General features: G+C 68.9%; 17 protein-coding genes. 5 read left to right on the plus strand and 12 right to left on the minus strand.

Annotation, left to right across the window (positions count from 1 at the left end):
- Positions 1-658: 658 nt before the first annotated feature.
- The 10 genes from KA419_02755 to KA419_02800 form a co-directional block, all read right to left on the minus strand.
- Positions 659-3,799 carry an efflux RND transporter permease subunit gene (locus KA419_02755; GenBank protein MBP7864843.1) on the minus strand — a complete coding sequence of 1,047 codons (3,141 nt, stop codon included), beginning with the start codon at positions 3,797-3,799 and terminating at the stop codon, positions 659-661.
- A gap of 124 nt (positions 3,800-3,923) precedes the next feature.
- Positions 3,924-5,177: an efflux RND transporter periplasmic adaptor subunit gene (locus tag KA419_02760; protein MBP7864844.1), complete on the minus strand. Its 1,254-nt coding sequence runs from the start codon at positions 5,175-5,177 to the stop codon at positions 3,924-3,926.
- Between the two features lie 201 nt (positions 5,178-5,378).
- Positions 5,379-6,467 (minus strand): FHA domain-containing protein, encoded by a 1,089-nt coding sequence (locus KA419_02765; GenBank protein MBP7864845.1) that lies wholly within the window; start codon positions 6,465-6,467, stop codon positions 5,379-5,381.
- Positions 6,468-6,544: 77 nt separating this feature from the next.
- Entirely contained in the window at positions 6,545-9,262 is a 2,718-nt protein-coding gene (locus KA419_02770; GenBank protein ID MBP7864846.1) for a hypothetical protein, read from the minus strand.
- Between the two features lie 662 nt (positions 9,263-9,924).
- On the minus strand, positions 9,925-10,848 hold the full coding sequence (gene cysK, locus KA419_02775; GenBank protein ID MBP7864847.1) for a cysteine synthase A: 924 nt from the start codon (positions 10,846-10,848) through the stop codon (positions 9,925-9,927).
- A 119-nt stretch (positions 10,849-10,967) separates the two neighbouring features.
- Positions 10,968-12,515 carry a M28 family peptidase gene (locus KA419_02780; protein MBP7864848.1) on the minus strand — a complete coding sequence of 516 codons (1,548 nt, stop codon included), beginning with the start codon at positions 12,513-12,515 and terminating at the stop codon, positions 10,968-10,970.
- Positions 12,516-12,550: 35 nt separating this feature from the next.
- Positions 12,551-13,786, minus strand: a complete 1,236-nt coding sequence (locus tag KA419_02785) for an ABC transporter permease (GenBank protein MBP7864849.1) — start codon at positions 13,784-13,786, stop codon at positions 12,551-12,553.
- Between the two features lie 9 nt (positions 13,787-13,795).
- Positions 13,796-15,112, minus strand: coding sequence for an efflux RND transporter periplasmic adaptor subunit (locus tag KA419_02790; GenBank protein MBP7864850.1), 1,317 nt, complete (start codon positions 15,110-15,112; stop codon positions 13,796-13,798).
- A gap of 10 nt (positions 15,113-15,122) precedes the next feature.
- Positions 15,123-17,492, minus strand: a complete 2,370-nt coding sequence (locus KA419_02795) for an efflux RND transporter periplasmic adaptor subunit (protein ID MBP7864851.1) — start codon at positions 17,490-17,492, stop codon at positions 15,123-15,125.
- Between the two features lie 109 nt (positions 17,493-17,601).
- Positions 17,602-18,495 (minus strand): YitT family protein, encoded by an 894-nt coding sequence (locus KA419_02800; protein MBP7864852.1) that lies wholly within the window; start codon positions 18,493-18,495, stop codon positions 17,602-17,604.
- A 431-nt stretch (positions 18,496-18,926) separates the two neighbouring features.
- On the opposite strand from KA419_02800, the gene tmk reads away from it, so the two are divergent.
- The 5 genes from tmk (at position 18,927) to pdxA (ending at position 22,797) form a co-directional block, all read left to right on the plus strand.
- On the plus strand, positions 18,927-19,589 hold the full coding sequence (gene tmk / locus KA419_02805; GenBank protein MBP7864853.1) for a dTMP kinase: 663 nt from the start codon (positions 18,927-18,929) through the stop codon (positions 19,587-19,589).
- Positions 19,586-20,584 carry a DNA polymerase III subunit delta' gene (holB, locus tag KA419_02810; protein ID MBP7864854.1) on the plus strand — a complete coding sequence of 333 codons (999 nt, stop codon included), beginning with the start codon at positions 19,586-19,588 and terminating at the stop codon, positions 20,582-20,584. Before tmk ends, holB begins: the two co-directional genes overlap by 4 nt.
- Positions 20,581-21,291, plus strand: a complete 711-nt coding sequence (locus tag KA419_02815) for a hypothetical protein (protein ID MBP7864855.1) — start codon at positions 20,581-20,583, stop codon at positions 21,289-21,291. Before holB ends, KA419_02815 begins: the two co-directional genes overlap by 4 nt.
- Positions 21,292-21,412: 121 nt before the next feature.
- Entirely contained in the window at positions 21,413-21,772 is a 360-nt protein-coding gene (locus tag KA419_02820; GenBank protein ID MBP7864856.1) for an RNA chaperone Hfq, read from the plus strand.
- A gap of 47 nt (positions 21,773-21,819) precedes the next feature.
- Positions 21,820-22,797, plus strand: a complete 978-nt coding sequence (gene pdxA / locus KA419_02825; GenBank protein MBP7864857.1) for a 4-hydroxythreonine-4-phosphate dehydrogenase PdxA — start codon at positions 21,820-21,822, stop codon at positions 22,795-22,797.
- Positions 22,798-22,965: 168 nt separating this feature from the next.
- On the opposite strand, the gene KA419_02830 is transcribed toward pdxA, so the two are convergent.
- On the minus strand, positions 22,966-24,576 hold the full coding sequence (locus KA419_02830; protein MBP7864858.1) for a DUF4832 domain-containing protein: 1,611 nt from the start codon (positions 24,574-24,576) through the stop codon (positions 22,966-22,968).
- 233 nt (positions 24,577-24,809) lie between these two features.
- The gene (mnmA, locus tag KA419_02835) at positions 24,810-25,940 is read right to left on the minus strand and encodes a tRNA 2-thiouridine(34) synthase MnmA (GenBank protein ID MBP7864859.1); all 1,131 of its coding nucleotides are present in this window, start codon (positions 25,938-25,940) and stop codon (positions 24,810-24,812) included.
- Positions 25,941-26,036: the final 96 nt, after the last annotated feature.

Raw genomic sequence — 26,036 nt, forward strand, 5'->3', positions numbered from 1 at the left:
CGAAACGTCCGGGCGCCTTCCGGCAGAAGGCGCGTACCGTACGCGCCGCCTGCCGGGCGGCGCACGGGTCAACGGGGTCAGGGGGTGCGAAACGTCCGGGCGCCTTCCGGCAGAAGGCGCGTACCGTACGCGCCGCCTGCCGGGCGGCGCATGAGTCAACGGGGTCAGGGGGTGCGAAACGTCCGGGCGCCTTCCGGCAGAAGGCGCGTACCGTACGCGCCGCCTGCCGGGCGGCGCACGGGTCAACGGGGTCAGGGGGTGCGAAACGTCCGGGCGCCTTCCGGCAGAAGGCGCGTACCGTGCGCGCCGCCTGCCGGGCGGCGCACGGGTCAAAGGGGTCAGGGGGTGCAAGACGTCCGGGCGCCTTCCGGCAGAAGGCGCCTACCGTACGCGCCGCCTGCCGGGCGGCGCACGGGTCAACGGGCTCAGGGGGTGCGAGATGTCCAGGCGCCTTCCGGCAGAAGGCGCGTACCGTACGCGCCGCCTGCCGGGCGGCGCATGAGTCAACGGGGTCAGGGGGTGCGAAACGTCCGGGCGCCTTCCGGCAGAAGGCGCGTACCGTGCGCGCCGCCTGCCGGGCGGCGCATGAGTCAACGGGGTCAGGGGGTGCAAGACGTCCGGGCGCCTTCCGGCAGAAGGCGCGTACCGTACGCGCCGCCTATGGTTTTCGCCGGCGGAAGATGCGCTTGACGCGGCCGGCCTCGGCGAAGAGGGAGTAGGCCACGGGGGTGACCACCAGCGTGGGGAGGAGGCAGAGCATCTGCCCGCCGATGATGGTCACGGCGATGGCGGACCGCTGGGCCGAGCCGGCGCCGATCCCCATGGCGGTGGGGACCAGGCCGGCCACGATGGCGAAGGTGGTCATCAGGATGGGGCGCAGCCGGACCTTGTTGGCCTCGACGATGGCTTCCCGCAGCGGCATCCCCTGCTCCCGGAGCTTGTTGGTGTAGTCCACCTGCAGGATCCCGTTCTTCTTCACGATGCCCAGCAGGAGCAGCACGCCGAGGGCGCTCCAGAGGTTGAGCGTCCGGTCGGTGGCCCAGAGGGAGAGGAGGGCGAAGGGGATGGCGAGGGGCAGGCTGAGCATGATGGTGAAGGGGTGCAGGAAGCTCTCGAACTGGGCGGCCAGCACCATGTACATGAAGATGGAGGCCAGCAGCAGGGCGAGGATGAGGTTCTTCGTGGTCTCGTCCAGGACCTTGACGGCCCCCGTGAAGCGGTAACTGTACCCGGGGGGCAGCCCCATCTTCGCGATTTCCTCCCGGACGGTGCGCGCCGCCGCGTCCAGAGGGAAATCGGGGGCGTTGCTGCCGTTGACCGACACCTGGAACTGCCGGTTGTAGCGCTCGATGCGGGCCGGCCCCAGGCCGCGCTGCACCGTCGCCACGTTGTCCAGCCGGACCTGTCCCAGCCGGTCGGACGGGATCATCAGGCGCGTCAGCATGTCCGGGTCCTTCTGCTGTTCCGGGAGCAGCTGCAGCGTCACGTCGAACTGCTCGTCGCCTTCCTTGTAGGTGGAAATCTGGTCTTCCCCGGCGATCATCAGGCGGACGGCCCGCGCCACGTCCCGGGCCCGCACGCCGAGGTCGGAGGCGCGCCGGCGGTCGATGACCACGTGCATTTCCGGGCTGTTGAGGCTCATGCCGGGGTCGATGTCCCGAAGGCCCGGCACCTTGCGTAGACGGAGGGCCGCCTCCTTCGCCAGTTCGGTCACCCTGGGGAAGTCCGGGCCGAGGATGGGGAGCCGGATCGGGAAGGAGGTTTCCCCGCCGCCCAGGGCCGAGGGGATCACGACCCGGCATCGGAGGTTCGGGTGCTCCGCGACGATGCGCCGCACCTTCTCGGCCACATCCTGGTTGGAGACCTTCCGTTTCTCCAGCTCCAGCAGCCGGACGTAGACGTGGGCGTGGTTGGCCGCCCCCTCGTGGACGTAGGGATTGACGAACTTCACCCCCTCGAGGGCGGCGATCCGGTCCGCGATCTCCGTCGTCACCCGCGAGGTCCCCTCGAGGGAAACCCCCACGGGCAGGTCCATGATCAGGTTCAGCTCGCCCTGGTCGTCGGGGGGGATCCAGTCGCGCCCGACGAGGGCATTCAGCGGGAAGGTCAGAGCGAAGGCGGCCAGCGCCAGCAGGAGGACCACCGCCCGGTGGTTCAGCGACCAGGTGATGAGGTGCCCGTAGCCCCGGATGACCCACCCGAAAATGCCGGTGTCCCGGGACCCGTGGTGCGCCGCCGGAGGCTCCCCGGAGTCGGAGACAGGGTCTGCGGGCCGGCCGCCGCCGGGCGCTTCGCCGCCGGGGGGGTCGCCGTCGGGGCGACGAAGCCGCCGGAGCAGCTTCGAGCTCAGCATGGGCGTCAGGGTGAAGCTGACCAGCATGGAGACCAGGATGGCAAAGGCCATGGTCCAGCCGAACTGGTTGACGTAGCGGCGGGCGTAGCCGCTCATGAAGGCGATGGGGAGGAAGATGATGACCAGGGAGAGGGTGGTGGCCATCACCGCCAGGGTGATCTCCCGGGTGGCCTCGATGGCGGCCCGGACGGGGGAGAGGCCTTTCTCCTCGAGGTAGCGGACGATGTTCTCCAGCACGACGATGGCGTCGTCGATGACGATCCCGACGGCGAGCGTCAGGGCCAGCAGGGTCATGTTGTTGAGGGTGAAGTCCATCGCCTTCAGGAGGGTGAAGGTGGCGATGATGGAGGTGGGGATGGCGATGGCGGCGATGACCACGGAGCGGAAGTTGCGGATGAAGAGCAGCACCACCAGGCTGGCCAGGAGGCTCCCGAAGAGGAGGTGCTCCTCCAGGGAGGCGATGGACGCCTCGATGAAGACGGACTGGTCGCGGATCACCCGGAGGGAGATGCCCGGCGGGAGGTTCTTCTCGATGTCCCGCAGCTTCCCTTTCACCGCGGCGATGATCTCCACGGTGTTGGTCCCCGACTGGCGGCGAACGTCCAGGGAGACCGCCTGCTTCCCCTCCAGCAGGTTCCAGGAGCGGGGCTCGGCGAAGCCGTCCTCCACCCGGCCGAGGTCGCGGACACGGAGGGGGGCGCCCTTGACATTGGCGACGATGGTGTCCTCGAACTGGCCGACGGCGTCCATGCGGCCCAGGGTCCGCACGCCGAGTTCCGCCTCCCCGCGCCGGATCTTCCCGCCGGGGATCTCGACGTTCTCGGCCTGGATGGCGTTCTCGACGTCGTTGATGGTCAGGTTGCACGCGCTGAGCTTCTCGGCGTCCACCAGGATTCGGATCTGCCGCCGGCGGGCCCCGTTCAGCGACACCTCCCCCACGCCGTCCACGGTTTCCAGGACGCGCTTGATCCGCTTCTCGGCGATCTCGGTCGTCTCGCGAAGGCTCTTGGTGCTGGCCACCACCAGGGAGAGCACAGGGTCCGCGTCCGGGTCGGCTTTCTGGATGACGGGCGGCAGGATGTTGGGCGGGAGGTTGCGGAGGGCGCCGGACACCTTCTCCCGGACGTCCTGGGCGGCGCTCTCGATCTCGCGCTCCAGGACGAAGCGGCAGGTGATGCGGGCGCTGCCCTCCTGGGCGGTGGACGTCAGCTCGTCCAGGCCGCTGATGGTGCTCACGGCCTCCTCCAGGGGGAGGATCACCTGGGTGGCCACCTCCTCGGGGGTGGCCCCCGGCAGCCGCACGCTGATGGACACCGTGGCGGGGTCCGCCTTTGGGAAAAGATCGACCCCCAGTTCCCGGAAGGAAAAAACCCCGAGCACCACCAGGAACCCGATCAGCATGACCGAGAAAACCGGCCGTTTGACGCAGACCTCGGCAAGGGTCATGAACCGCTCCCTTCACCCCTCCGGCCATGACAGAGATGAAACCCCGAACCACACGAACCACACAAAAAGGGCCCGGGAAGGACATGCGTCGCAACCGGCAGGGGAATGGGCCCTGAAGCCTTTTCTAACGCTCGACCTTGACGGCGGCCTGGTCCCGGAGGGCCTGCCCCGGGGCGGGGATCGCCACCGTCTGTCCCCCGGCGAGTCCCTCGACGATCTCCACCCGGTCGCCCTCCTTTTCCCCGATCTTCACGTCCCGCTCCTTCAGGGTGTTCCCCTCGACGGTGTAGACCTTGTAGATCCCGTAGGCGTACCGAAGGGCCGAGGCGGGAATGAAGAGCCCTTTCTCGAGGCGCTCGGAGGGGAGGCTGGCCTTGACGAAGAAGCCGGGCTTGAGCTGGCCGCCGGGGTTTGCCAGGAGCGCCTCCACCTCGAAGGAGCGGGTCTGGGGGTCCACGGAGGGGTTGATGCGGGAGGTCCGGGCCGTGAAGGGCCGCCCCGGCCAGGCTTCCACGGTGAGGGTCAGGTCCTGGCCGGCCCGGACCCACCCCGCCATCTTCTCGGGGATCTTCAGGCGGACCTTCAGCGGGTCCGTGTTGACCACCACCATCACCGGGGCCTGGATCTTCAGGTACTGTCCCTGGGTGACGGCCCGCTCCCTGATCTGGCCGGCAAAGGGCGCGCGGATCACCGCGTCGGACAGCTTCTTCTGGGCCAGGGCCACGGCGGCCAGGAGCTGCGTCACCTGGGCCCGCTGGTTCTCCACGGCCTGGATCGCCAGGTCGTACGCGGCGCGCGCCGTCTTGTGGCGGGCCTCCGCCTGGTCATAAGCCTGTTGGGGGATCAGGCCCTGCTGCATCAGGGTGTCCGCCCGCTCGAACGATTTCCGGGCGTCGTCCAGGTCCGCCGCCGCCTTCTTGACCTCGGCGGCGTCCCGGACGTCCTTCAGGTCCGGCCCGTCGGGCGGGACCCCGAGCCGGGCCCGCGCCTGCCTCAGGGCGGCCCGCTGCTGGTCGAGGGCCAGCTGCAGCTCCACCGGGGAGAGCCGGACCATCGGCTGACCCTTGGCCACGGGGTCGCCGACGTCCACCAGGACCTCCTCCACCCGACCTTCCACTTCGGCGCTGACGGTGACCTCGTCGTCGGGGAAAAGGGAGCCCACGGCCTCCACGTTGCGTCGGAACTCCCGGGTTTCCACCGGGGACACCTTCACGATCAGGGTCTGCGCCGCTGGCTTCCCTTCGGCCGGTCGTCCCTTCGCGCCGGCGGAACAGCCGGCGGACAGGGCCAGGATCAGGCCCGGGACGAGGAGCGGAACGAGGCGGAAGACCGCCACTGCGTTGAACTCTCCGTAACGCTGCCGGTTGTGGGGGGCCATGGTCTCTCCTTGCCACGGAAGCCGTCGGCCAAACAGCGCATTATACACGAGGAGGCGGGTCGTGCCGCGATGATGTTCGTCACGTTTTCCGATCTGGAAGGCCGGCGGGACGGAATCGCCAGGGCGTCGCCCCGGGCTCGGTTGAAGAGGGTCCTGGTGTTTCCCCTTCCCGGCCGGCCGGGGGGGCGAACGGGTCGGCGGTCAGGCGGGGCTGGGAACGGAGGGCGGTTCACCCGGGGTCCCGGGGTGGTTCCAGGTGAGCAGGAGCCGGTTGGCCACCGCGATGAAGTGCACGGCGTCGGGCGCCAGGCGACGGGAGTGGAAGGGAGCGCCGTCGCAGAGGGTCCCGTTGCTGGACGCCGTGTCCACGGCCCAGTAGGCGCCCCGGTGCTTCCACAGGAGGAGGTGGACCCTGGAGACCAGGAGGTCGAGCTCCTCCTCGTCGCCGCCGATCCGGCACCGCTCGTAGCGGCCCAGGAGCACGCCCCGCCGAAGTTCGGCGTCGGTGAGGCGGATCTCGCGGGAGCGGTGCTCGTCCTCCACCAGGAGGTTGATGGAGGGGGACCACGGGTCGAAGGCGTCGCGGCCGGCCGCTTCGCTGAAACAGTCGAGGGAGATCACCGGGGAGAGGGTGTACATGGTGATGTCCTTCCGGCGGGCGGCCCCCTCCGGCGATTCCCGGCCCGGGATCGGGACGGGTTCCGCGGGGGGCCGGCCGGCGTCGTCGGGGCGGGGGGCGGGGCCTTCGGACAGGTTCCGCTCCGGCAGGCCCTCCCATGCCCGGGCCGCGATGTCGGGCCACGGGCGGGACCGCCGGTGGAGGAGAAAGAACTGGTGGTTCTCGACCCGGAAGATGCAGTCCCCGATCCCCTCGAGCCCGTGACGGGTGGACCCCGTCTCGTCGAGAAAACCGTTGGCCGTCGCCAGGTCCAGGAGGGTGAAGCGGGGGGCCGCCCCCGGCTCGCCGGGCTCCAGGCGCAGCAGGAGGTGGCGGAGGCTCACGCTGTCCGCGTGTTCCACCACCAGGTCGCAGCGGGTGTGGCGGCCGATGACCAGGTCGCTGCCCTGGCCCGGTTGCGGGGCGATGACCATCATCCGGAGGGACAGGGCGTCCAGGTCCACGTGGGCCAGGAGGTAGTGGCCGGGCGACGCGGCGTCGTACCCGTGCCGCAAGGCGTCGAACACGGCCTCGAAGGCCTGGCGGGGCGACAGGGACGACACCCGGTGGATCTCGCACCGGGTCCCGGTATTGAAGCGGGGGACTTCGGAAGTCGTGTCCGGTCTGGTCATTCGCTGCCGTGACCGGCGGTCGGGCCCCGCCGGGGGGAGAGGGCCCGGCGCCGTGCGGGGCGGCGCCGGGCGACGGGTCAGTGACCCAGGTTCAGGTGGTTCTGGGTTTCCCAGTCGAGGCCCACGGAACCAGGGGAGATGGCATTGACGTAACCGTTCCCGTCGACGAACCAGATGGACATGTCGCCGCTGACGGCGTTCCGCCAGAAGATGTCACTCTTGTGGTCGCCGTCGAAGTCGCCGATGCCGGCCACCAGCCAGGTGAGGTCGTCGATGCCGCCGATGAAGGCGTTGCCCTTGTAACCGCTCTCGTCGATGAACCACACGGACATGGTCCCGCTGGCGTTGTGGCGCCAGAAGAGGTCGGCCCGGAGGTCGCCATCGGCGTCGCCGAGGCCCGCGACCTGCCAGGACGGGTCCACCGCGCCCGGCGACATGTTGCCGGCGTAGCCGTTCTCGTCGACGAACCAGACGGACATGGCCCCGCTGACCTGGTTGCGCCAGAAGATGTCGCACTTGCGGTCGCCGTCGAAGTCGGCCACGCCCAGGACGCGCCAGTCGGTGTCGCCGATGCCGCCGATGAAGCCGGACCCCTTGATCCCCGTCTCGTTCATGAACCAGACGGACATGATGCCGCTGGCGTCGTTGCGCCAGAAGATGTCGGCCTTTCGGTCGCCGTCGGCGTCGCCCACGCCCACGATCTGCCAGGACGGATCCACCGCGCCAGGGGACATGTCGCCGGAAATGCCGGTCCCGTCACCCTTCACCATCCAGACGGACATGGTGCCGTCGTCCGTCCGGCGCCACAGGATGTCGGTGACCCGGTCCGCGTTGAAGTCGCCCACGCCGGCCACCTGCCAGACGAGGTCGCCGATGCCGCTGACGAAGCCGCCCCCGATGATGCCGGTGCCGTTGGCGTACCAGACCGACATCATGCCGGAGGTGTCGTTGCGCCAGAGAATGTCCGAGGTGCCGTCGGCGTTGAAGTCGTAGATCGTGGCGTCCAGCGGGGCGGTGTAGGTCACCCACATCGGGGCGGACCAGGCGTCGTGGCCGTCGGCCTGCACCACGTGGACGAAGTAGTAGTAGGTCCCGGAGCTGAGGTCCTCGGTAATCTCGAAGGTGGACTGGCCGGAGACGGTCCGGTAGGCGGTGGTGAGCTGGCCCGCGCCGACCTGGCCGCGCCAGAACTCGACGGTGGACACGCTCTCGCCGTCGGGGTCGTAAACCGCCGCGTGAAGCGTGAGCGAACCGGGGTTCGTGAAGATGTCGCCCATGATGTGGCTGCTGTCACCGGTGCGGAAGACCAGTTGAAGGTTGGAATCCTCGGTGGCGAAGAAGTGCCGCGTCTTGTGGGCGGTCATGATGTTGGCCCGGGTGAGGGCCGGGGAGAGGCTGTTGGGGATCAGGTAGACCGTCCGGGTGGGGACGGCGACCCCCAGGTTCATGCAGTGGGCGTCCTGCTCGGCGGTGGGGCCGACGTGGAAGCCGATGTTGAGCGCCTTGGTGAAGCGGCTGAAGTAGTTGCTGGAGGCCACGTTGGAATCGCTGCAGACGGTGGCGGTGGAGAAGGCGAGGCCGCTGCGCACGGAAATGCCCTGCATGGCGGCGTCGGCGTTGGCGTTGTAGGCGTAGTTGTCAAACTCGCTGGAGCCCGGGTGGGCCAGGAGGCCCAGGGCCCCGACCGGGGAGGGGTTCTCCACCGACCGTTGATAGAGGGTGAGATAGGCGTAGCGCTTCGGGACGTAGACGTCGAAATAGCAGTTGGGCATGGTGCACTCGGGGGTGGGCCCGTAGTAGCTGCTGGCGCAGGGTTCCCAGCCGAAGAGGGTGGGGCTCTCCAGAATGATCACGTGCCCCTGGTCGGAGTTGGTGGTGACCCCGAACTCCTGCCCCCAGAGGGCCACGAAGGAGCCGTCCACGGTGGCCGCCTGGGCGGCGGCGAAGCCGGCGGCGTAGTTCGCCCGGACCTTGTCGCCGGTGATGGGCGGGTTCATGTAGTTGATGGCGTCGTCGAAGAGGTGGTTGTGGTCGGTGATGGCGAGGAAGTCGAGACCGCCGGTGTTGCGGGCGTACGCGTAGACGTCGGCGGGGCCGGAGCCCTGTCCCTCGTGGCCGGAGGAGCAGGTCCCCACGGCCTGGCCGCCGTCGGAGTAGTTCGAGTGGTTGTGGTTGCCGCCGTAGTAGAAGTTGTAGCCGAAGCCCGATTCCAGGGGGGTGTTCTGCTGGACCTGGCAGGCGGCGAACTGGCGGGACACGCGGAAGGACCGGGCCTGTTCCGGCGTGAGGTCGTCGTTGACGATCACGGTTTCCTCGTAGGCCTCCGCCTCCTCCATGGAGGGCAGGGTGTCCAGTTCCTCGTAGAAGCGGGTGGTGTTGACGGCGGCGTCCCGGCTCGGGACGAACCGGGCGCGGAAGGTGTAGACGTACCGGCCGGGGCCGACCCGCTTGCCGGCCTGGTCGCAGCCGTCCCAGCGATGTTCCGCCAGGGCCATGCCCATGCCGTCCAGGTCACAGGCGCCATCGACCACGAGGGTGGCCTCGCGGGCTTCCCCTTCCGGGCGGATCTCCAGCTGCCAGAAGACTCGGCCCCACACGCCGTCGCGGGCGGCGTCGGGGTGGTTGAAGATGGCGAAGAGCCGGACGGACCCCAGGTCGCCGGGATGCGCCGGCGAGAACTGGTAGGCGTCCGCCCCGAGCGCGGCGATGAAGCGGTCGTTCTTGTCTTCGTCCGATCCGGAGGCGAACGCGAAGACGACAGGTAAGAGCAGGAAAATCAAGCTGGTACGTTTCATGAATTACCCCCTGGCTATTGTTCGAATCTGGCAGTCCGAGCGAACTCGGATTTTTCAAGTATCTCACAAAAAAGCGAAATTCCCTATGTGTTTCATCACGGAAAACAAAAAAGTCTGTTAGGGGGGTCAGGCGCTTTAGCGGCCGCGATTGGACAACATGAGGTTATTTTTCATTTCCCCCGCGCGCCGCCGGGGGTAAACCGTGCTCCGGAGCACCCTCCCGGCCGACGGCGCGCGGGGGAGGAGAATCGTTGTCGATCTCTCGAACTGTCGGTCGGGAGCATGATTGATGCCCTCGCAAAAAGTCGGAAAACGAGCGGGAAAGTACTTGTAAGGCCTTTGTTTGAGCCATCACCCGGAGGGTGATGGTACGTTTTGCGACCGCATCATGATTGGCAACCCATGCCGTCCTCCTTTGCGATCTTGGCGCCTTGGCGAGAGCCGATCCGGATTTTGATCTCGCCAAGGCGCGAAGATCGCAAAGAAATCTGAATTCTTCGTTCGTGTGGTCCGTGGTTCAATTTCCGTGTATTCCGTGTTTCATTCTCCCGTCCATCCGTGTCCATCCGTGTTCATCCGTGGTGCTTATCCGGTTTACCCGGGCCGGGAACAGCTGCGGCGGGGGGGGATGGACGGAACCCTTCGCGTCGGGGGGGAGCGCCTCAGTCCTCGAACAGCCAGGTGCTCAGGTAGCGTTCCCCGGTGTCGCAGGCGAGGGTGACGATCCGCTTGCCCCGGTTTTCGGGGCGGCTGGCCACTTCCAGGGCGGCCCAGACGTTGGCCCCGGCGGAAATCCCGACCAGGAGGCCTTCTTCCCGGGCCAGGCGGCGGGCGACGGCCCCGGCGTCCTCGTGCCGGGCCCGGAGGATCTCGTCGATGAGCCCGGTGTCCAGCACGGCCGGGACGAAACCGGCACCGATCCCCTGGATCTTGTGGGGGCCCGGCGGGCCGCCGGAGAGGACCGGCGAGTCGGCGGGCTCCACCGCCACGACCCGGAAGCCCGGGCGCCGCGCCTTGAGGACCGAGCCGATCCCGGTGAGGGAGCCGCCGGTCCCGACACCCGCCACCAGGATGTCCACCCTCCCGTCCGTGTCCTTCCAGATCTCCTCGGCGGTCGTGCGCCGGTGGACCTCCGGGTTGGCCGGGTTGTTGAACTGCTGGGGGATGAAGGCGCCGGGGATCTCACGGGCCAGTTCCTCCGCCTTCTCCACGGCGCCGCGCATGCCGCGGGCCCCTTCCGTCAGCACCAGTTCGGCGCCCAGGGCCTTGAGGAGGCGCCGACGCTCCACGCTCATGGTGTCCGGCATGGTGAGGACGAGGCGGTACCCCCGGCAGGCGGCCACGAACGCCAGGGCGATCCCGGTGTTCCCGCTGGTGGGCTCCACCAGGACGGCCCCCGGGCGAAGCCGCCCCTCCCGCTCCGCGGCGTCGATCATGGCCAGGCCGATGCGGTCCTTGACGCTGGAGAGGGGGTTGAAGCACTCCAGTTTCACCAGGACCTCGGCGCCGAGACCCTCGGCCAGGCGGTTCAGCCGCAGGAGGGGCGTGTTTCCCACGAGCTGGGTGATGCAATCGAGAATGGGCATGGCTCTCTCCGGTCCTTCGGGTTCGTCCGGGCCGGCGCCCGGGCGGCCGGTGCGACGACGTCAGACACGGGAACGGGCGGCGGGGCGGGGTCGCCGGCAGCGGTTCAACGGGGCCCGGCTCAGGGGGTCGCCAGGCGCCGGATGCGCATCAGGTCCAGGATGTTCACGGCGCCGTCGCGCTTCACGTCGTCCCGGGGGCCCACCGTCCGGTTGCCCGCCAGGGCGGACGCCCCGTCCGCGGCGTCGGCGTCGGTGACGGCCCCGCTCGCGTCCAGGTCGCCGTTGAGCCCCACGGGCCGGGCCGTGTCGGCGGCCATGGCCGTCACCGTCTTTACGATGCCGGTGAAGTAGGGCAGGTTCAGCTTGTCGAGGGTGTCCCCCACCGTGTGGTAGTCGGGGTGAAAGTCGTGGAGGTCCTCGATGACGCAGACGGCGGGGTAACCCTGGTCCCAGAAGGAGGCATGGTCGCTGCCGCGCATGGTGGGGCGGTTGAAGTTGCTGAAGGTCACCACGTCCGGGCTGTTGAACAGGGGGCCGATCTCCAGCATTCGCTGCCCGATCCACGAGGAGGCGGTGTTGACGTAGAAGTCCACGTAGTTCGGGGGGCCCGAGTTGTAGGCGATCATGTCCATGTTCAGCACGGCCTTGATGTCCTGGTTGGCGCTGCGGGCTTTCGCGGCGTAGTCCTCGCTGCCGAGGAGGCCGTACTCCTCCCCCGTGAAGCAGGCGAAGACGAGGGTGCACTCGAAATCGTAGTCCGAGAAGATCTTCGCCATCTCCAGGACGCCCGCCGTCCCGCTGGCGTTGTCGTCGGCCCCGGGGGCGACCGGTCCGCCGGTGTAGTCGTCGAAGTGGCCGCAGATCACCACCTGGCGGGAGGGGCTCACCACGCCGGGGACCACCCCGATGACGTTGTGGACGGGGTAGGCCCCGTTGTCCTCGATGGTGAACGCCTCGAGGTGCGACATGAGGTTGAAGCGGCCGAGTTCGCCCAGGAGGTAGACGGCCGCCAGTTCGCACTGGGGGGTGATGCACTCCCGGGTCCCGAAATCCTGGAGCGCCTGCACCCAGGCCACGAGGTCGGCGGTGGCCACCCGGCTCACCATGGGGGCCACCAGGGGGTGGAGCGGGTCTCCCGCCGGGGCGTTTTCCACCGGCGCGTCGTGCTCCGCCCCGGAAAGCGCCCTGAGCGGGGCGAACCGGTCCTGCGGGGGAAGTGCCTCCCGGATGGAGACCCCCGCCGGGGCCAGCAGGAAGAACGTCCCCTCCTCCAGCGGGTGAAGGTCCCCCAGGCGAGGGAGGGCCCGGGGCCCCGGCCGGTCGCGGTAGACCAGGACGGGGCGGCTGCCGGCCCGGTCGCGCTCCAGGACCTCCGCCGTGAAGCCGGCCCCGGCCAGGGACGGCAACGCGGCGGCCGTCACCCGGGCGAGATACCCCGCCTTCAGGGGCAGGACGATCTCCACGCCGGGCAGGGCGGGCGCGCCCGACGAGATCGCGCTCCCCGGGACGACCCGGGCCCAGAGCCGGTCTTCCGCTTCCCCGGCGAGGGAGAACGCGGTCAGGGAGGCCGCCAGGAGCAGGGTCGCGAGGATGGCCCGGGGCCCTCCCCGGGCGGGGGAGGGGCGGGGCGGAACAGAACCGGCGGGGGATGAGGGCTGAGTGGTCATGGTTTTCCTTCTTTTCACATCTCGGGTTTCGAAGATCAGTCCCGCCGCAGGGCCTCGATGGGGGAGATGGATGCGGCCTGCCGGGCCGGGTAGAGGCCGAAGACCAGGCCGACGGCCGAGGAGACCCCCACGCTCAGGAGGACCGACCACGGGGTGATGACGGTGGTCCAGCCCGAGTAGCCGGCCACGGCCCGGGAGATGCCGTAGCCCAGGGCGATGCCGGCGGCGGAGCCCAGCACGGTGATGGTGACGGACTCCAGGAGGAACTGGCGGCTGATGTCCCGCCGGCGGGCGCCCAGGGCCCGTCGCAGGCCGATCTCGTTGGTGCGCTCCAGCACCGACGCCAGCATGATGTTCATGATGCCGATCCCGCCCACGAGCAGGGAGATGGAGGCGATGGCCCCCATGACGATGTCGAAGATCCGCTGGGTCTTCTGTTTCTGCTGGAGGAGCTTCTCGGGGACCACGAGGCGGAAGTCGTCCACCTGCCGGTGCATGCTGGCCACCAGGGACGAGACCACCGCCGCCTGGTCCCTGAGGTCGACGCTTTCGGGGACCTGGATCACGATCTCGTCCAGCTCGTTCTGGACGGGGTCCTGCCCGAAACGCCGCTTCAGGCTCCCCAGTGGGATGTAGACGTCGTCGTTGGCGTTGTCGATCTTCACCCCCTCGAACTCGTCCTTCCCGATGAACCGGTCCTCCAGCGTCCCGATCACGGTGAACCACTCGTGGTTGATCTTGACGGCCTCGCCGAGGGGGTCGTTGATCCCGAAGAGCTTGCGGCGGGCGGTAGTCCCCAGGACGCACACCGGCCGGGCCTTGTCGTCGTCGAAGGGGAGGAAGAACGCCCCCTGGGAGACCGACAGCCCCACGGCTCCGGGGTAGAGCGCCTGGACGCCCACCACCCGGGAGTCGGTCCGCCCCACGCGGGAAAACACCTGGAAGGTCTTCAGCTGTTTCTTCCCGGCGAGAAGGGTCCCCGGCGCCAGGGCCTTGCGGAGGGCTTCCGCGTCCCGGAGGGTCAGGCCGGGGGAGTCCTGCCGGATGGCGGCCATCTCCTTCGGCTCAAAGTCTTTCGCCTTGACGATGACGTTCCGGAGGCCCATGTTGCGGATCACCGACAGGGCTTCCGACTCGGCGCCGGCGCCGATGGAGACCATGGCCAGGACCGCGGCCACCCCGAAGACGATACCCAGCATGGTCAGCGCCGTCCGGAGGCGGTGCCGGAGCAGGTTGTCCGCGGCGACCCGGAACGCTTCACCCAGCCACATGCTTCCCCCTCACCCGATCCGGATGGTCACGCGCCGGGAAGTGGTCGTCGACGGCGCGTTGAAGTTCGGCAGGCGCAGTTTCTGCTTCTCGAAGGGGTGGCGCAGGCAGACCTCCTCGCCCTCGCGGAGGCCCTCCACGACGAAGAAGCCGTGGTCGCCGTCCCGGAGGGTGACGGTCCGCTCGGTGTACCCTTTCGGGCCGCCCTTCACGAAGACCGTGAAGGCCGAGTCCTTCTTGACGACCGCGCAGCGCGGCAGGACCACGGCCCCCCGGCGGACGGCCACCTCGACCTCCGCGCGGAGGCGGAGGCCGGGTTTGAGGCGGGCGAGCAGGCCGGGGTCGATGTCCCACGTCACGTTGCAGGTGAAGAACTTGCGCGGGTCGTCCTCGGTGAGGGGCTCGGCCACCTTCCCGATGCGCGTCACCCGTCCGGCGAGGACGACGTCGGGGAGGGCGTCCAGCGTGGCCCGGACGAGGGTCCCCTCGCCGATCCCGGTGATGTCGGTCTCGAGCACGTTGAGCTTGCCCTGGAAGTGCCGCAGGCTCGCGATTTCCACCAGAGGCTGACCGGGCCAGACCTCGGCGCCCGCCCTCAGTTTCGACATCCACCCCGCGAGGTGAAAGATGACGCCCTCGATGGGCGCCTTCACCACCATGGAGGAGAGGGCCTCCTCCACGGTCGTGACCCTGGCCCGGGCCTTGTTCCGCTGGATCTCCAGGATGCCCCGGTCGGCGCGGGAAAGTTCCTCCCGGATGCCTCCCTTCCGCTCCTGGTTCTCCTTCCGGTAACGGGCCAGGGCCGCGCTGAGGATCGATTCCTGGATTTCCCATTTCGAGAAGATGTCGGGGTCCCGGCGGACGTGGGAGTCGGCGTAGCTGACCCCCGCTTCCGCCAGCCGCCGGTCGTACTCCATGACGCGGGCCTCGGTCTCGGCGTCCTTGGAGCTTCGGGCGATCTGGGTCTCGAAGCTGCTGACCGTGTTCCGTTTCTGGACCAGCGACTGGGCGGCGGCGGTGCTGTCGATTTTCACGAGGACGTCCCCGGGCTGCACGATGGCCCCTTCCTCCGCCACGGCGGCGACTTTCATCGAGCCTTCCCACTGGACCATGGGGGCCGCCACCGTCCGGGTGTCGAGGCCGGTCATCTCGCCGGAGGCCGTGACGGACACCACGTAATCCTGCTTCCGAACGCGCAGGGTCGGCACGGGGTCCTCCTCCCCGGTTTGGAAGTAGGCCAGGACCCGCTCCCAGGCCATTTTCCCGTACAGGAACCCCGCCGTGGCCAGCACGGCCGCCAAAACCAGGATCAGGGCCCCTCGTCTCATGGGCGGGGCCTCACGGCCGGACGGGGCGGTCGGCGACACGGTCGCCGTCCCGGAGCCCCTCGGTGACGATGGCAATGACCCCGTTGTTGCGCCCGACCCGCACCTCGCGGCGGACGGGCTTTCCATTCTGCTGCACCCACAGGTAGGAGTGCCCGGCGTCCTCCTGAATGGAGCCCAGGGGGACCGCCAGCACGTTGCGGAAGAGGTCGTGGACGATCTCCAGGCGGGCCACCATCCCGGGCCGCATCCGCAGGGGGTCCACGGTGTCCAGCCGGACGCTGACCTCCAGGACCTTCACGGGCAGCTCGGCGGTGGGCTGGCTGAAGGTGTCCGCCACCCGGGTGATCCGGCCCGGGAACACCCGCTCCGGGATGGCGTCGAAATTCACGGTGACGGCCTGGCCGGGGTGCACCTTGCCCGAATCGGCCTCGGCGATCTCCCCCTTCACCATCAGGGTGGCCAGGTCGGGGATGAACACGATGTTCTCCATCATCCAGGCCGTGTCCCCGATCTTTTTCTTTTCGCCCCGCCATCCCGTGGCGTAGAGGACCACGCCGCTCACCGGGGTGGTGACCGTCAGCGCCTGGAGCGCCGCCTGGTAGCTGCGGACCCGCTCACGGTGGAATGTCTCCGCGTCGCGGAGCAGCTGCTGCTCGAAAGCCGCGCTCTTGCGGGAGAAGGCCAGCTTGTCCTCGAGGAGGCGGACGCGCCGGGCGGCGTAAGCGGCCTCGAATTCCGCCTCCTTGACCTTGATGGCCGACTCGAACAGGGAGACGTCCTTCAGCTTTCCGGCGGTCCGCTCCTTCTGGGCCTTCGCGTCCTCCAACTCCATTTCGAGGTCCCCCATCTTCAGTTCACCGGCGGCCCGGACCCGCTGGATTTCCCGGGAGGCCTTCTCGAGGTCGGCCTGCTCGTCCTGCAGCCGGCGGAGGATCTCGGAGGGGTCGAACTGGAGAAGGAAATCCCCCGGTTTCACGGGGCTTCCCTCCTCGGCCATGCGGACGATCTTGTACTCCCAGACCTGGGGCAGCGGGGGCGGGCCGACGTTGGCGGACTTTTCCGCCTGGATGGCGCCGCTCCCGCTCACGGTGAACCGGATGTCCTGCCGTTTCACGTCCACCCACTCCACCGCGGCGGGACCGCCGGCCGCGGACGGCCCGGCGCTCAGCCGGACGGCGCCCCCTTCGCGGAGGTCCCCCTCGACGGCGGCGAAGCGCTCGTCCGCCTCGATCACCTTCACCGGGATTTCCTTCCCGTCCCCGTTGACCACGACGGTCGCCCCGGCGGCGCTGACCCGGACGGCGGCGCGGGGGACGGCAAGGGCCGTGCGACTCGCCGCCACCTCCACACGGGCGGTCATCCCGGGCTTCATCCGGGCGTCGTTGACGACGGGGAGATCGACGTTCACCCGGAACTGCTTGAGCAGCGACCCGGTCTCGGGGGTTCGGGACGCCTCGGCGATGAAGCCGATCCGTCCGTCGAACTCCCGGTCGGGGGCGGCGTCCAGGGTGACCCGGGCCGGGAGCCCCGGGCGAAGGTCTAAAATGTCCGGATCGTGCACCTCGGCCTCGACCCGCAGGGCCCCCAGGTCCGGCAGGCTCAGCACGGGCCGCCCGTTGAACAGCTTGTCGCCGACCTGGTAGGGCCGCCCGCTGTCGTGGTTCCGCCGGACCATCACCTGGCCCGAGGCGGGGGCGCGCAGGGTCATGCTCTCGATCTCGCTCAGGATCTGCTTCAGGGAGAGGTCGGCTTCCTCGAAGGCGAGGCGGGTCACCTCGAGTTCGTCGCGGGCGGTCCGCTCCAGCCCCGCCAAGGATTCCTCGACCTTGTGCATTTCCAGTCGGGCATTCTCCAGGTCGTGGGCATAGCGCTCCGCTTCCGAGCGGGGGAGAAGGGCCCGGTCGATGTCCGCGTAGAGCCGGGCGATCTCCTGGGTCTTGCGGGCCGCCGCCTGGCGCAGGAGCAGGTCCTGCCGCCGGGACTCGAGGTCCGCCTCCTTCTGGGCGATGCGGACCCGGGCCTCCTCCCGGGCTTTCTCGAGGTCCAGCCGGTCGAGCTGGAGGCGTGAGGCGTCGAAGCGCGCCACCACGTCCCCCGCCTCGACCCGGGTCCCGTCCGCTGCGATCCAGGAGAGCAGGAGCCCCCACGCCCGGGTCGCGGGTGCGTGCACCGTGGCGGCCCGGACGGCCTGGATCTCGCCGGAAAGGTAGATCTTCCGGTTCAGGGTGCGACGCTCGACCCGCGCGGTCTCTCCCCCAGCGGGCCGGGGCGGGGGGTCTTCTCCCCGGACCGGGAGGTTCCCGGGCAAGAGGGAGAGGACCGTGACCCAGATGGCCAGGTGCCGGAGAAAGGGTGTCGAAATGTGTCGGGCAACTCTCATGCGCTTCCGAAATGGTTCCTTCGATGTCGCGATCTATTCATACGCGGAATCGCCGCCAAGGTTTGACCGAAACGCTGAATGCCGGGAGGCCTCCCGGAGGCCGCCGTCTTCACATCAACCTCCCGAAGCCCTCCCCCAGGATCTCGCTGACCTCCGTCACCATCACGAAGGCGTTCGGGTCGTGCCGGCGAATCAACTCCTTGAGCTTGAGGAACTCCTTGCGGCGGATCACCACCATCAGCATGGAACGCGGCTCCCCCGTGAAGGCCCCGATCCCGTGGACGAAGGTGGCGCCCCGGCCCATCTCGCCCAGGACCCCCTCCGCGATCTCCCGGGTCTTCTCGGAGATGACGAGGAACTGGCGCCCCTGCTGGAGGCCCTGCAGCAGCATGTCCACGGAGCGGGAGCTGACGTAGATGGCGATGATGGCGAACATGGCCGCCTCGGCCCCGAAGACGAAACCCGCCCCGACGGTCACCAGGGTGTCCACCATCAGGAGGCTCTTCCCCATGGGGATCGCCGTGAACTTGTTCACGATGCGGGCCAGGATGTCGGTCCCCCCGGTGGAGGCGTTGCGCATGTAGACCAGGGCCCCCCCCACCCCGCAGACGATCCCGCCGTAGATGGTGGCCAGGAGGAGGTTCTTCGTGACGCCGGCGCGGACCCAGGCGGGGTCGAGGCCCACGACCGGGACCAGCCACGCGACGGCGTCGATGAGGAGGGCCAGTTCCAAGGTGGCCAGGATGGAACGGAAGCCGAACTCCCGGCCGAGGACCCTCCAGGCGGAGACGAAGAGGAGGGCGTTGAGAGCCAGCATGGTGAGGCCGACGGGGAGGTGGGCGGTGTGGTAGAGGATCGTGGCGATGCCGCTGACCCCGCCGGCGGTGATCCGGTTGGGGATGAGGAAGAGGTCGAGGCCCAGCGCCACCAGGAGGCACCCCAGGAAGATGATGCCCTGGTCGAGCAGTTCCTTCAGGATGCGGCGGACGATGGGGTGGGCCAACGGGCACCTCGCGACCGGTCGGGATCTCGCCGGCGGGCTCCCGGTGACCCCGGTGTCCCGTCGGCGATCCGGGTGATTATACCACCCCGGGCGGTGTTTTCGGGACGGCGACGGCGGCCGCCGGCGGAAAACGGTTGAAAAAACCCCGTGGATGCCGCACAATGGCCGGGTTCGAAAGCCCGCCCCGGGACACTCTCACCCGGCCGATGGCGGAATGCGGCTCGAGGAACGGACGTGACCACCGCGAAATCAGGCATGAGCCCGTTGCGAAATACTGAAGGAACACCGGCATCCGGCCGGCATTCTCCGGCTGATCCGAAAGGAATTGCCGGCAGGGTGCCGGCGCTCCCGCGGTCTGCGCAGCCATCCGGCGGACGGCCCTCCGCCCGGGGCGGGGCCGGCCGGATCGGGGCCGACACCCGGGGGCGGGCATGACCCCCCGGGGCCGGTTCGTCACGCTGGAAGGGGTCGAGGGCGGCGGCAAGTCCACGCTGCTCCGGAACCTCCTCGGCTGGGCCGAAGACCGGGGAATCCCCTGCGTCGTCACCCGGGAGCCGGGCGGGACCCCGTTCGGGGCCGAGCTCCGCCGCATCCTCCTGGACCCCGAGGGCCCCCGGCGGGCCCCCGAGGCCGAGTTGCTCCTCTACCTGGCCGATCGTTTCCAGGACGTGACGGAGAAGGTGCTCCCCGCGGTCGAGAGCGGCGCCTGGGCCATCTGCGACCGTTACCACGACGCCACCGTCGCCTACCAGGGCCACGCGCGGGGGCTGGACCTCGGCATGATCCGGGAGCTGGCCCGGGCCCTGCGCCTCCCCGTCCCCGACCTGACCATCCTGGTGGACGTGGACCCCGCCATTTCGCTGCCGCGCGCGATCCGGCGGAACCGGACCGTGGAGGGGGGGGAGAAGGAGAGCCGGTTCGAGGCGGAGAGCCTGGCCTTCCACCGGCGGGTGCGGGCCGGCTACCTGGACATCGCGGCGCGCGAACCGGAGCGCTTCTTCACGGTGGACGGCGCCCTGCCCCCCGAACAGGTCTTCCGGGCCGCCGCCGGGCGGCTCGCGTCCCTTCTCGGGGCGCCGGGGGGGTGCCCGTGAAGGACTTCATCGGGAACAAGGCGGTCCGGCTCTTCCTCGACCACTCGCTCCGGCGGCAGGCGCTGGCCCACGCCTTCATCTTCTCCGGCCCCGAGGGGATCGGGAAGAAGAAGCTGGCGCTGGCCCTCGCGAAGGCCATCCACTGCCGCGGAGGCCAGGAGGGGCTCAACAGTTGCGGCGTCTGCGCCCCCTGCCGGAAAATCGAGTCGGGAGCCCACCCGGACGTGCAGGTGATCACACCCGAGACCAAGGCCTTCAAGATCGACCAGATCCGTCATATCATCCAGGACATCTACTTCCAGCCCTTCGAAGGGCCCATGCGGGTCTTCATCCTCGACGACGCCGACCGGATGACCGAGGAGGCCGCCAACTGCCTGTTGAAAACCCTGGAGGAGCCCCCCGAGAAGAGCGTCCTCGTCCTGATCACCACCAACATCTACGCCCTGCTCCCCACCATCCAGTCGCGGGGGCAGGTGCTCAAGTTCCTGCCCATCCCCTCCCGGGAGATCGAACACTACCTGCGGGTCCGTCACGACGTGGCGCCCGAGCACGCCCTGGTGGCCGCCCGCCTGAGCCAGGGGAGCGTCGGGAACGCCCTCCGGATGCCGATCCAGACCTTCGAGCAATACCAGAAGCTCGCTTTCAGCCTCTTCGAGCACATGGTGGAGGGGGACGACGCTTCCGTCAGCACGCTGGCGGCCCAGGTCACCAGCCGGCCGGATTTCGACCTCTTCCTCCACATTTTCATTTCCGTGCTGAGGGACTTGGTTATAATGGAGTGTTTTCGGGAGGAGAGCCAGCACCTGCTTCACCGGGGGTGGCTGGAATCCCTCCTGAAGATCCGCAAGGGGCTGACCCTGGAGCAGGTGCACGACCTGCTCCGCGAGTCCGGGGAGTTCTACCGGAAACGCCACCTGAACGTGCGGACCGACATCTTCTTCCTGAACCTGCTGCTCAAGCATCGCGGCGGACTGCACAAGGACCGAAGGCCATGAACGAGATCGCCGTCGTCAAGATAGAGGATTCCTGCCGGGTGGACCGTTTTCTCGCCACCGACCTCGAGATGCGCGCGGGGGAACGGTGCATCGTCACCACCGAGCGCGGCACCGAGCTGGGGGTGGTGAAGAGCGTCGAACCCGACGAGAAAGCCTCCGCGGAGGCCTGGGCCGCCCGGCGGGTCCTGCGGAAGGCCACCCCGAAAGACATGGCCCAGTACGCCCGGAAACGCGCCCGGGAGGAAAAGGCCCAGGAGATCTGCCGGCAGTTCGTCCGGAAACACAAGCTGGTGATGAAGCTGACGCGGGTGGAGTGCCTCTACGACGGGAGCAAGATCGTCTTCTACTACACCGCGGACGGACGCGTGGACTTCCGCGGGCTGGTCAAGGACCTGGCCTCGACCCTCAAAACCCGGATCGAGATGCGGCAGATCGGCGTGCGGGACGAGGCCCGGCTCCTGGGCGGGGTCGGCTGCTGCGGGCTGTCCCTGTGTTGCGCCACCTGGCTGCGGGGTTTCAAGCCCGTCTCCATCCGGATCGCGAAAAAACAGTGCATGAATCTGAACCCTTCCCGCCTTTCCGGCGTATGCGGAAGGTTGATGTGCTGCCTCATGTTCGAGTCGGAGCCCAAGGCCGGGCCCGCGCCGGTCGAGGAAGCCGACCTGGCCGAGGACGGCAGGCCCCTTCCCGACGCCGCCGAGGAGTGAAAAAAACCTTGTAATCCGTCGGGGGGCATGCTAGCATCGAAGGTAACCTGTTCGCCGAACATCTTCGATGATGCGGGCTTGGCCGCCCAGGCGGTGCGTATAAAGGGCTTTTGGAGGTCCCATGGTCAATCGTAAGCTGATTCGTCCCTCGCTGGCGGATGTTTCCTCCACCATGTCCAAGTTTTCCATGCAGGGACGAAAACGCGTGCCTCCCGAACAGACCCACGCGGAGAATTTCTACTACGTCAAGCAGATGAACAACAAGACCCCGATGGTGCTCCGGCTGAGCAACGGCGAGGAGATCACGGGGTACATCGAGTGGTACGACAAGGACTGCCTGAAGATCAACCGGGAGGGCGCCCCGAACCTCCTGGTGTACAAGTCCGCCATTCTCTACATGTTCAAGGTCGAGGAAATGCCGTCTCACGGGGAAGGCGCCCGGCGCTCCCGTCGCCCCGCCCCGGACGGGAACGACTACTGACCCTTTCCAATCGCCCGTCGCCCGCGGCGGCGACCCCCAACGGATCCATGCGCAGAATCATCGTGACCATGGGAGACCCCTTCGGCATCGGCCCCGAGGTCACCCTCAAGGCCCTCACCCGGCTGGGCGCCCTCCCGCCGGACACGGCCCTGGCCGTCTTCGGGGATGTCGCTTCCCTGCTGCTCTCGGCCCCGGAGGACAGCCTCAAGTCACGGCTTCCCATCCTCCCCGGCTGCACGCACGCCAACCGCCTCCCCGACTTTTCCTGCGTGGTGGATTTCTCCAATGTCCCCGACGCGGGGACGTTCGGCCGGGAAGACGCCTCGGGCGGGCGGGCCTGTCTGGACTACCTCGAGGCGGCCGTGGACGCCTGGCGGCGCGGCGAGGCCCAGGGCCTCGTGACCGCCCCCATCAGCAAGCGGGCCATCGCCCTGGCGGGATCCCCCTTCCAGGGGCACACGGAGATGCTGGCCGCCCTCACCGGCGCCGGCAAGGTCCTGATGGCCTTCCATCTCCCCGAATTCTGGACCGTCCTCGGCACCACCCACGTTTCGCTCCGGAAGGCCATCGAGGCCCTGACCACCGATCACCTCACGGAGGTCATCGGGATGGCGCACCGTGAAATCGCCCGCTTCATCCCCGCGCCGCGGATCGCCGTGGCCGGTCTCAACCCCCACGCGTCCGAGGGGGGGTTGATGGGGGAGGAGGAGGCGCGCGTCATCGAACCGGCCGTCCGCGCCTGCCGGGAGTCGGGGATCCCGGTGTCGGGGCCCTGGCCGGCGGACAGCGTCTTCCGCGCTGCCATGGAGGGCGAATTCGACGTGGTGGTGGCCCACTACCACGACCAGGGCCTGATCCCGGTGAAGCTCCTGGGCTTCGGGAGGGCCGTCAACGTCACGCTCGGGCTGCCCTTCCCCCGCTTCTCCCCCGCCCACGGCACCGCCTTCGACATCGCCGGGGATGGCGTCGCCGACCCGTCCGGCATGCTCGCGGCCCTCCGCCTCGCCCTCGACACCCGCCCCTGAGCCCGACCGGATGCAAGGCAGGGCAAACCGCAAAGAACGTAAAGAAACCCAACAGGGCACAAAGCTTTCTTTGCGATCTTTGCTTTCTTTGTGTTCTTTGCGGTTTGCTCTTCTTTGCGATCTTCGCGGTCCGCTGCGTTCTTTGCGGCCTGCGGCGGGGCCGGGGCGTCAGGGTTGGACGGTGAGGGGGCCGAGGGTGAGCCATCCCGGGCGGTCACGGTCCTGGTCGGCATTGGCGAAACGGAGGGGCTTGCCGCCGGGGAGGGGGTTCACCCCTCGCATCAGCAGGGTGTAGGTCCCGGGCGCCAGGCCGTGAATCGGCTGGACGAAGCTCCACAGGGCCGTTTCACCCGGTTGCAGCAGGGTGAGGTCGAAACCGGACGTCCAGGTGGCCGCCAGGTTCCCGGAGCCGTCCGCGGCGGCCCACTCGACGGGCCAGTCGTAGTAGAACGGGGCCCGGCCGGTGTTCCGGATCCTCAGGTCCACGGCCAGGGGACGGCCGGCGGCCGTGGGGAGGACCCGGGCCCAGGTCACCCCGAAATCGTAGCCCAGCCGACGGGCCCCCGTTTCCGCCCGCTCCCGCCGCGGGGAGACGAGCCCCTCGAAGGCGCCCTGGTTCAGCAGCCAGGAGGCGTGGGTGGTGTCCACGCAGAGGTCGTACCCCTGGCCGGACGGGGTGCAGGAGGGGACGTCCCAGATGCAGTCCTGGACTTCCGGCCGGACCTCCCCGCCGATCGGGTTCCACCGCCACGTGTTCTGGAGTCCCGCGGCCGTCATCAGGGCCCAGAAGTGCCAGTCGGGGGGCGGCAGGGTGGAGTAGGCGAAGGAGTCGTCGTGGAAGCCCAGGCGGCGCAGCCCCATGCCGGTGCCCTCCTTGGGCTCCCGGACCAGCAGGCGGGTCTCGTGGAAGGCCGTGCCGTAGGCGTCCAGGACCTCGTTCATCACGGTCACGGAGGCCATCCACTCCTCGTGGGGCCAGGTGTGCCACTCCCCCCAGAACCCCAGCAGGCCCACGGTGATGAAGCCGACCCGGGGGTCGCCGTCGTAGCGTCCGCCCAGGGCGGCGATGAAATTGCGCAGGGCGGTCCGCAGGTCGGCGTGTTCGTAGTCGGGGCTGTAGCTGGTGTCGTGGGTCCCGTTCCCGTGCTCGGTGTAGGCGTGGTACGGCACGTGGGAAAGGAAGGCCGGCATCCCGTAGGGCCGGTCGGGGTAGTCGAGGTAGATGCGGAAGACCGCCTGGTGGCCCCGGCCGGCGATGCCGTTCAGCTTCGCCTCCAGCGCGCTCCAGGAAAAGGTCGTGAAGCCGGTCTGGAGGTCCTTCAGGGGAAGGTAGAACCACTCCAGGCTGTGGGGGAAGTCTTCCGCCCCCTCGTAAACACCGTCGTAGGGCAAAAAGCCCTTGAGGGGGTTGTCGGGGGGCGAGGTCCCGGGCGCGAGGTCGCTTCCCGGAACGGCCAGGAGGGTCACGAGGTCGGGAAGGGTGACGGCACCGTCGAGGTCGAGGTCGGCCGATCCGCCGCCCGGGGGAAGGGCCGTGCGGCTGCCCGCCAGGTAACCCGCCAGGATGGCGGCATCCACGGCGTCCACGGCGCCGTCGGCATTCAGGTCCCCCCGCAGGGTCGCCGCCGTCGCGACCGCCCCGCGACCGCTTCCCATGGCCACGGCGTCGACGCCGGCCGCGAGAAGGAACCCTCCGGCCGCCAACCGGAGAACCACCACCCCGAAAAGCCTGAGCTTTCGCAGGCCGATCCACGCGAGCCGCATAGTCCGAGGCCCCATGGTCCGCCGCCACCTCCGGTTCAGATTTCCCCCGCGGGAAAGGCTAACACATCCCGGCGAGGGAATCACGTCTTCTTCGCACACCCGGTGCAGCCCGGAGCAAAGCTCGCTTTCCCGGCGTCCCCCGGTTGGGACACCGGACCTCCGAACGCTTTGATTTCAATGTAGTGCAGACGTGTTGTTCTTTGCGTTCCCTGCGCTCTCTGCGGTTGAACGACCTTTTTGCGGGCTCATCAAGCTTGGGGGGGGCGGGGCGAAGGGGCGACGGCGTGGTCCACGTGGTAGATCCAGCCGCCGCCGAGGACGACGTCCTCCCAGTAGAAGACGGCCGCCTGGCCCGGCGTGACGGCGGACTGCGGGGTCTCGAAGGTCACCGCCACCCGGCCGCCCGGCAGGGGCTCGATCCGGGCCCGGGCCGGCTTCGCCGCGGAGCGGATCTTGACGTCGGCCTCCACCGGGGCGTCGAGGGAGGGGACCGCCACCCAGTTGCAGCGGGTCGCCTGGAACCGGCGGGAGAAGACGTCCGCCTTCTCCCCCACCACCAGCCGGTTCGCGCAGGCGTCGATCCCGATCACGTAGAGCGGCCCGCCCCGGCCTCCCCCCAGGCCCCGGCGCTGACCCACGGTGTAGTGGTGAAGCCCGTGGTGGGTGCCGACGGGCGTGCCGTCCCGGAGCACGATGGGGCCCGGCTGCCGTCGCCCTTCGCACTCGCCCGCCTCGAGCGCCCGGTCGATGTAGCCGGTGTAGTCGCCGTCCGGAATGAAGCAGATCTCCTGGCTCTCGGCTTTCCGGGCCACCGGGAGCCTCGCCGACGCGGCCAGTTCACGGACGTCCTGCTTCCGGTACCGCCCCAGGGGGAACAGGGTTTTCCGGAGCTGGTCCTGCTCCAGCTCGAAGAGGAAGTAGGACTGGTCCTTCCGGGGGTCCGTCCCGCGGAGGAGGATGTGCCGGTCAATCGCCTCGTCCCGGTTGATGGCGGCGTAGTGCCCGGTGGCGAGGTAACCCGCCCCGAGGGATTGCGCAAAATGCATGAGCCGAAAAAACTTGACGTGGGTGTTGCAGAGGATGCAGGGCGAGGGGGTCATCCCCTTGAGGTACGTCTCGATGAACGGGCGGATGACCTTCTCCCGGAATTCGTCGGTGTAGTTCACCACGTAGTGAGGGATGCCGATGGTTTCGGCCACGGCCTTCGCGTCCCCGAAATCCCGGGCGGAGCAGCAGGGGCCCGCCGTGCCCTTCCCCTCCGGGGTCATGTGGAGCTGCATGCTCACGCCGATCACGTCCCAGCCGTCCTGCTTGAGCATCCAGGCACAAACGCTGCTGTCGATGCCGCCGCTCATGGCCACCACCACCCGTCCCTTCATGCCGACCTGCCTTTTCCTGCTTCGATCTCCGCCGTGCACGGCGGCGCCCTTCCCTTTGACGCGGCCCGCCGCATCCCGATTCACGGCCGGGCCGGA

This window comes from Acidobacteriota bacterium (assembly GCA_018001935.1).
Lineage (GTDB): Bacteria > Acidobacteriota > JAAYUB01 > JAAYUB01 > JAAYUB01 > JAGNHB01.

What these genes read in the sequence shown, in the direction of transcription:
- KA419_02785 (MBP7864849.1), bottom strand. Translation starts at nt 13,786, where the DNA reads ATGTGGCTGGGTGAAGCGTTCCGGGTCGCCGCGGACAACCTGCTCCGG.
- tmk (MBP7864853.1), top strand. Translation starts at nt 18,927, where the DNA reads ATGACCCCCCGGGGCCGGTTCGTCACGCTGGAAGGGGTCGAGGGCGGC.
- KA419_02765 (MBP7864845.1), bottom strand. Translation starts at nt 6,467, where the DNA reads ATGACCAGACCGGACACGACTTCCGAAGTCCCCCGCTTCAATACCGGG.
- KA419_02820 (MBP7864856.1), top strand. Translation starts at nt 21,413, where the DNA reads ATGGTCAATCGTAAGCTGATTCGTCCCTCGCTGGCGGATGTTTCCTCC.
- KA419_02770 (MBP7864846.1), bottom strand. Translation starts at nt 9,262, where the DNA reads ATGAAACGTACCAGCTTGATTTTCCTGCTCTTACCTGTCGTCTTCGCG.
- KA419_02760 (MBP7864844.1), bottom strand. Translation starts at nt 5,177, where the DNA reads ATGGCCCCCCACAACCGGCAGCGTTACGGAGAGTTCAACGCAGTGGCG.
- KA419_02755 (MBP7864843.1), bottom strand. Translation starts at nt 3,799, where the DNA reads ATGACCCTTGCCGAGGTCTGCGTCAAACGGCCGGTTTTCTCGGTCATG.
- KA419_02780 (MBP7864848.1), bottom strand. Translation starts at nt 12,515, where the DNA reads ATGACCACTCAGCCCTCATCCCCCGCCGGTTCTGTTCCGCCCCGCCCC.
- KA419_02815 (MBP7864855.1), top strand. Translation starts at nt 20,581, where the DNA reads ATGAACGAGATCGCCGTCGTCAAGATAGAGGATTCCTGCCGGGTGGAC.
- mnmA (MBP7864859.1), bottom strand. Translation starts at nt 25,940, where the DNA reads ATGAAGGGACGGGTGGTGGTGGCCATGAGCGGCGGCATCGACAGCAGC.
- KA419_02795 (MBP7864851.1), bottom strand. Translation starts at nt 17,492, where the DNA reads ATGAGAGTTGCCCGACACATTTCGACACCCTTTCTCCGGCACCTGGCC.
- KA419_02790 (MBP7864850.1), bottom strand. Translation starts at nt 15,112, where the DNA reads ATGAGACGAGGGGCCCTGATCCTGGTTTTGGCGGCCGTGCTGGCCACG.
- pdxA (MBP7864857.1), top strand. Translation starts at nt 21,820, where the DNA reads ATGCGCAGAATCATCGTGACCATGGGAGACCCCTTCGGCATCGGCCCC.
- KA419_02830 (MBP7864858.1), bottom strand. Translation starts at nt 24,576, where the DNA reads ATGGGGCCTCGGACTATGCGGCTCGCGTGGATCGGCCTGCGAAAGCTC.
- cysK (MBP7864847.1), bottom strand. Translation starts at nt 10,848, where the DNA reads ATGCCCATTCTCGATTGCATCACCCAGCTCGTGGGAAACACGCCCCTC.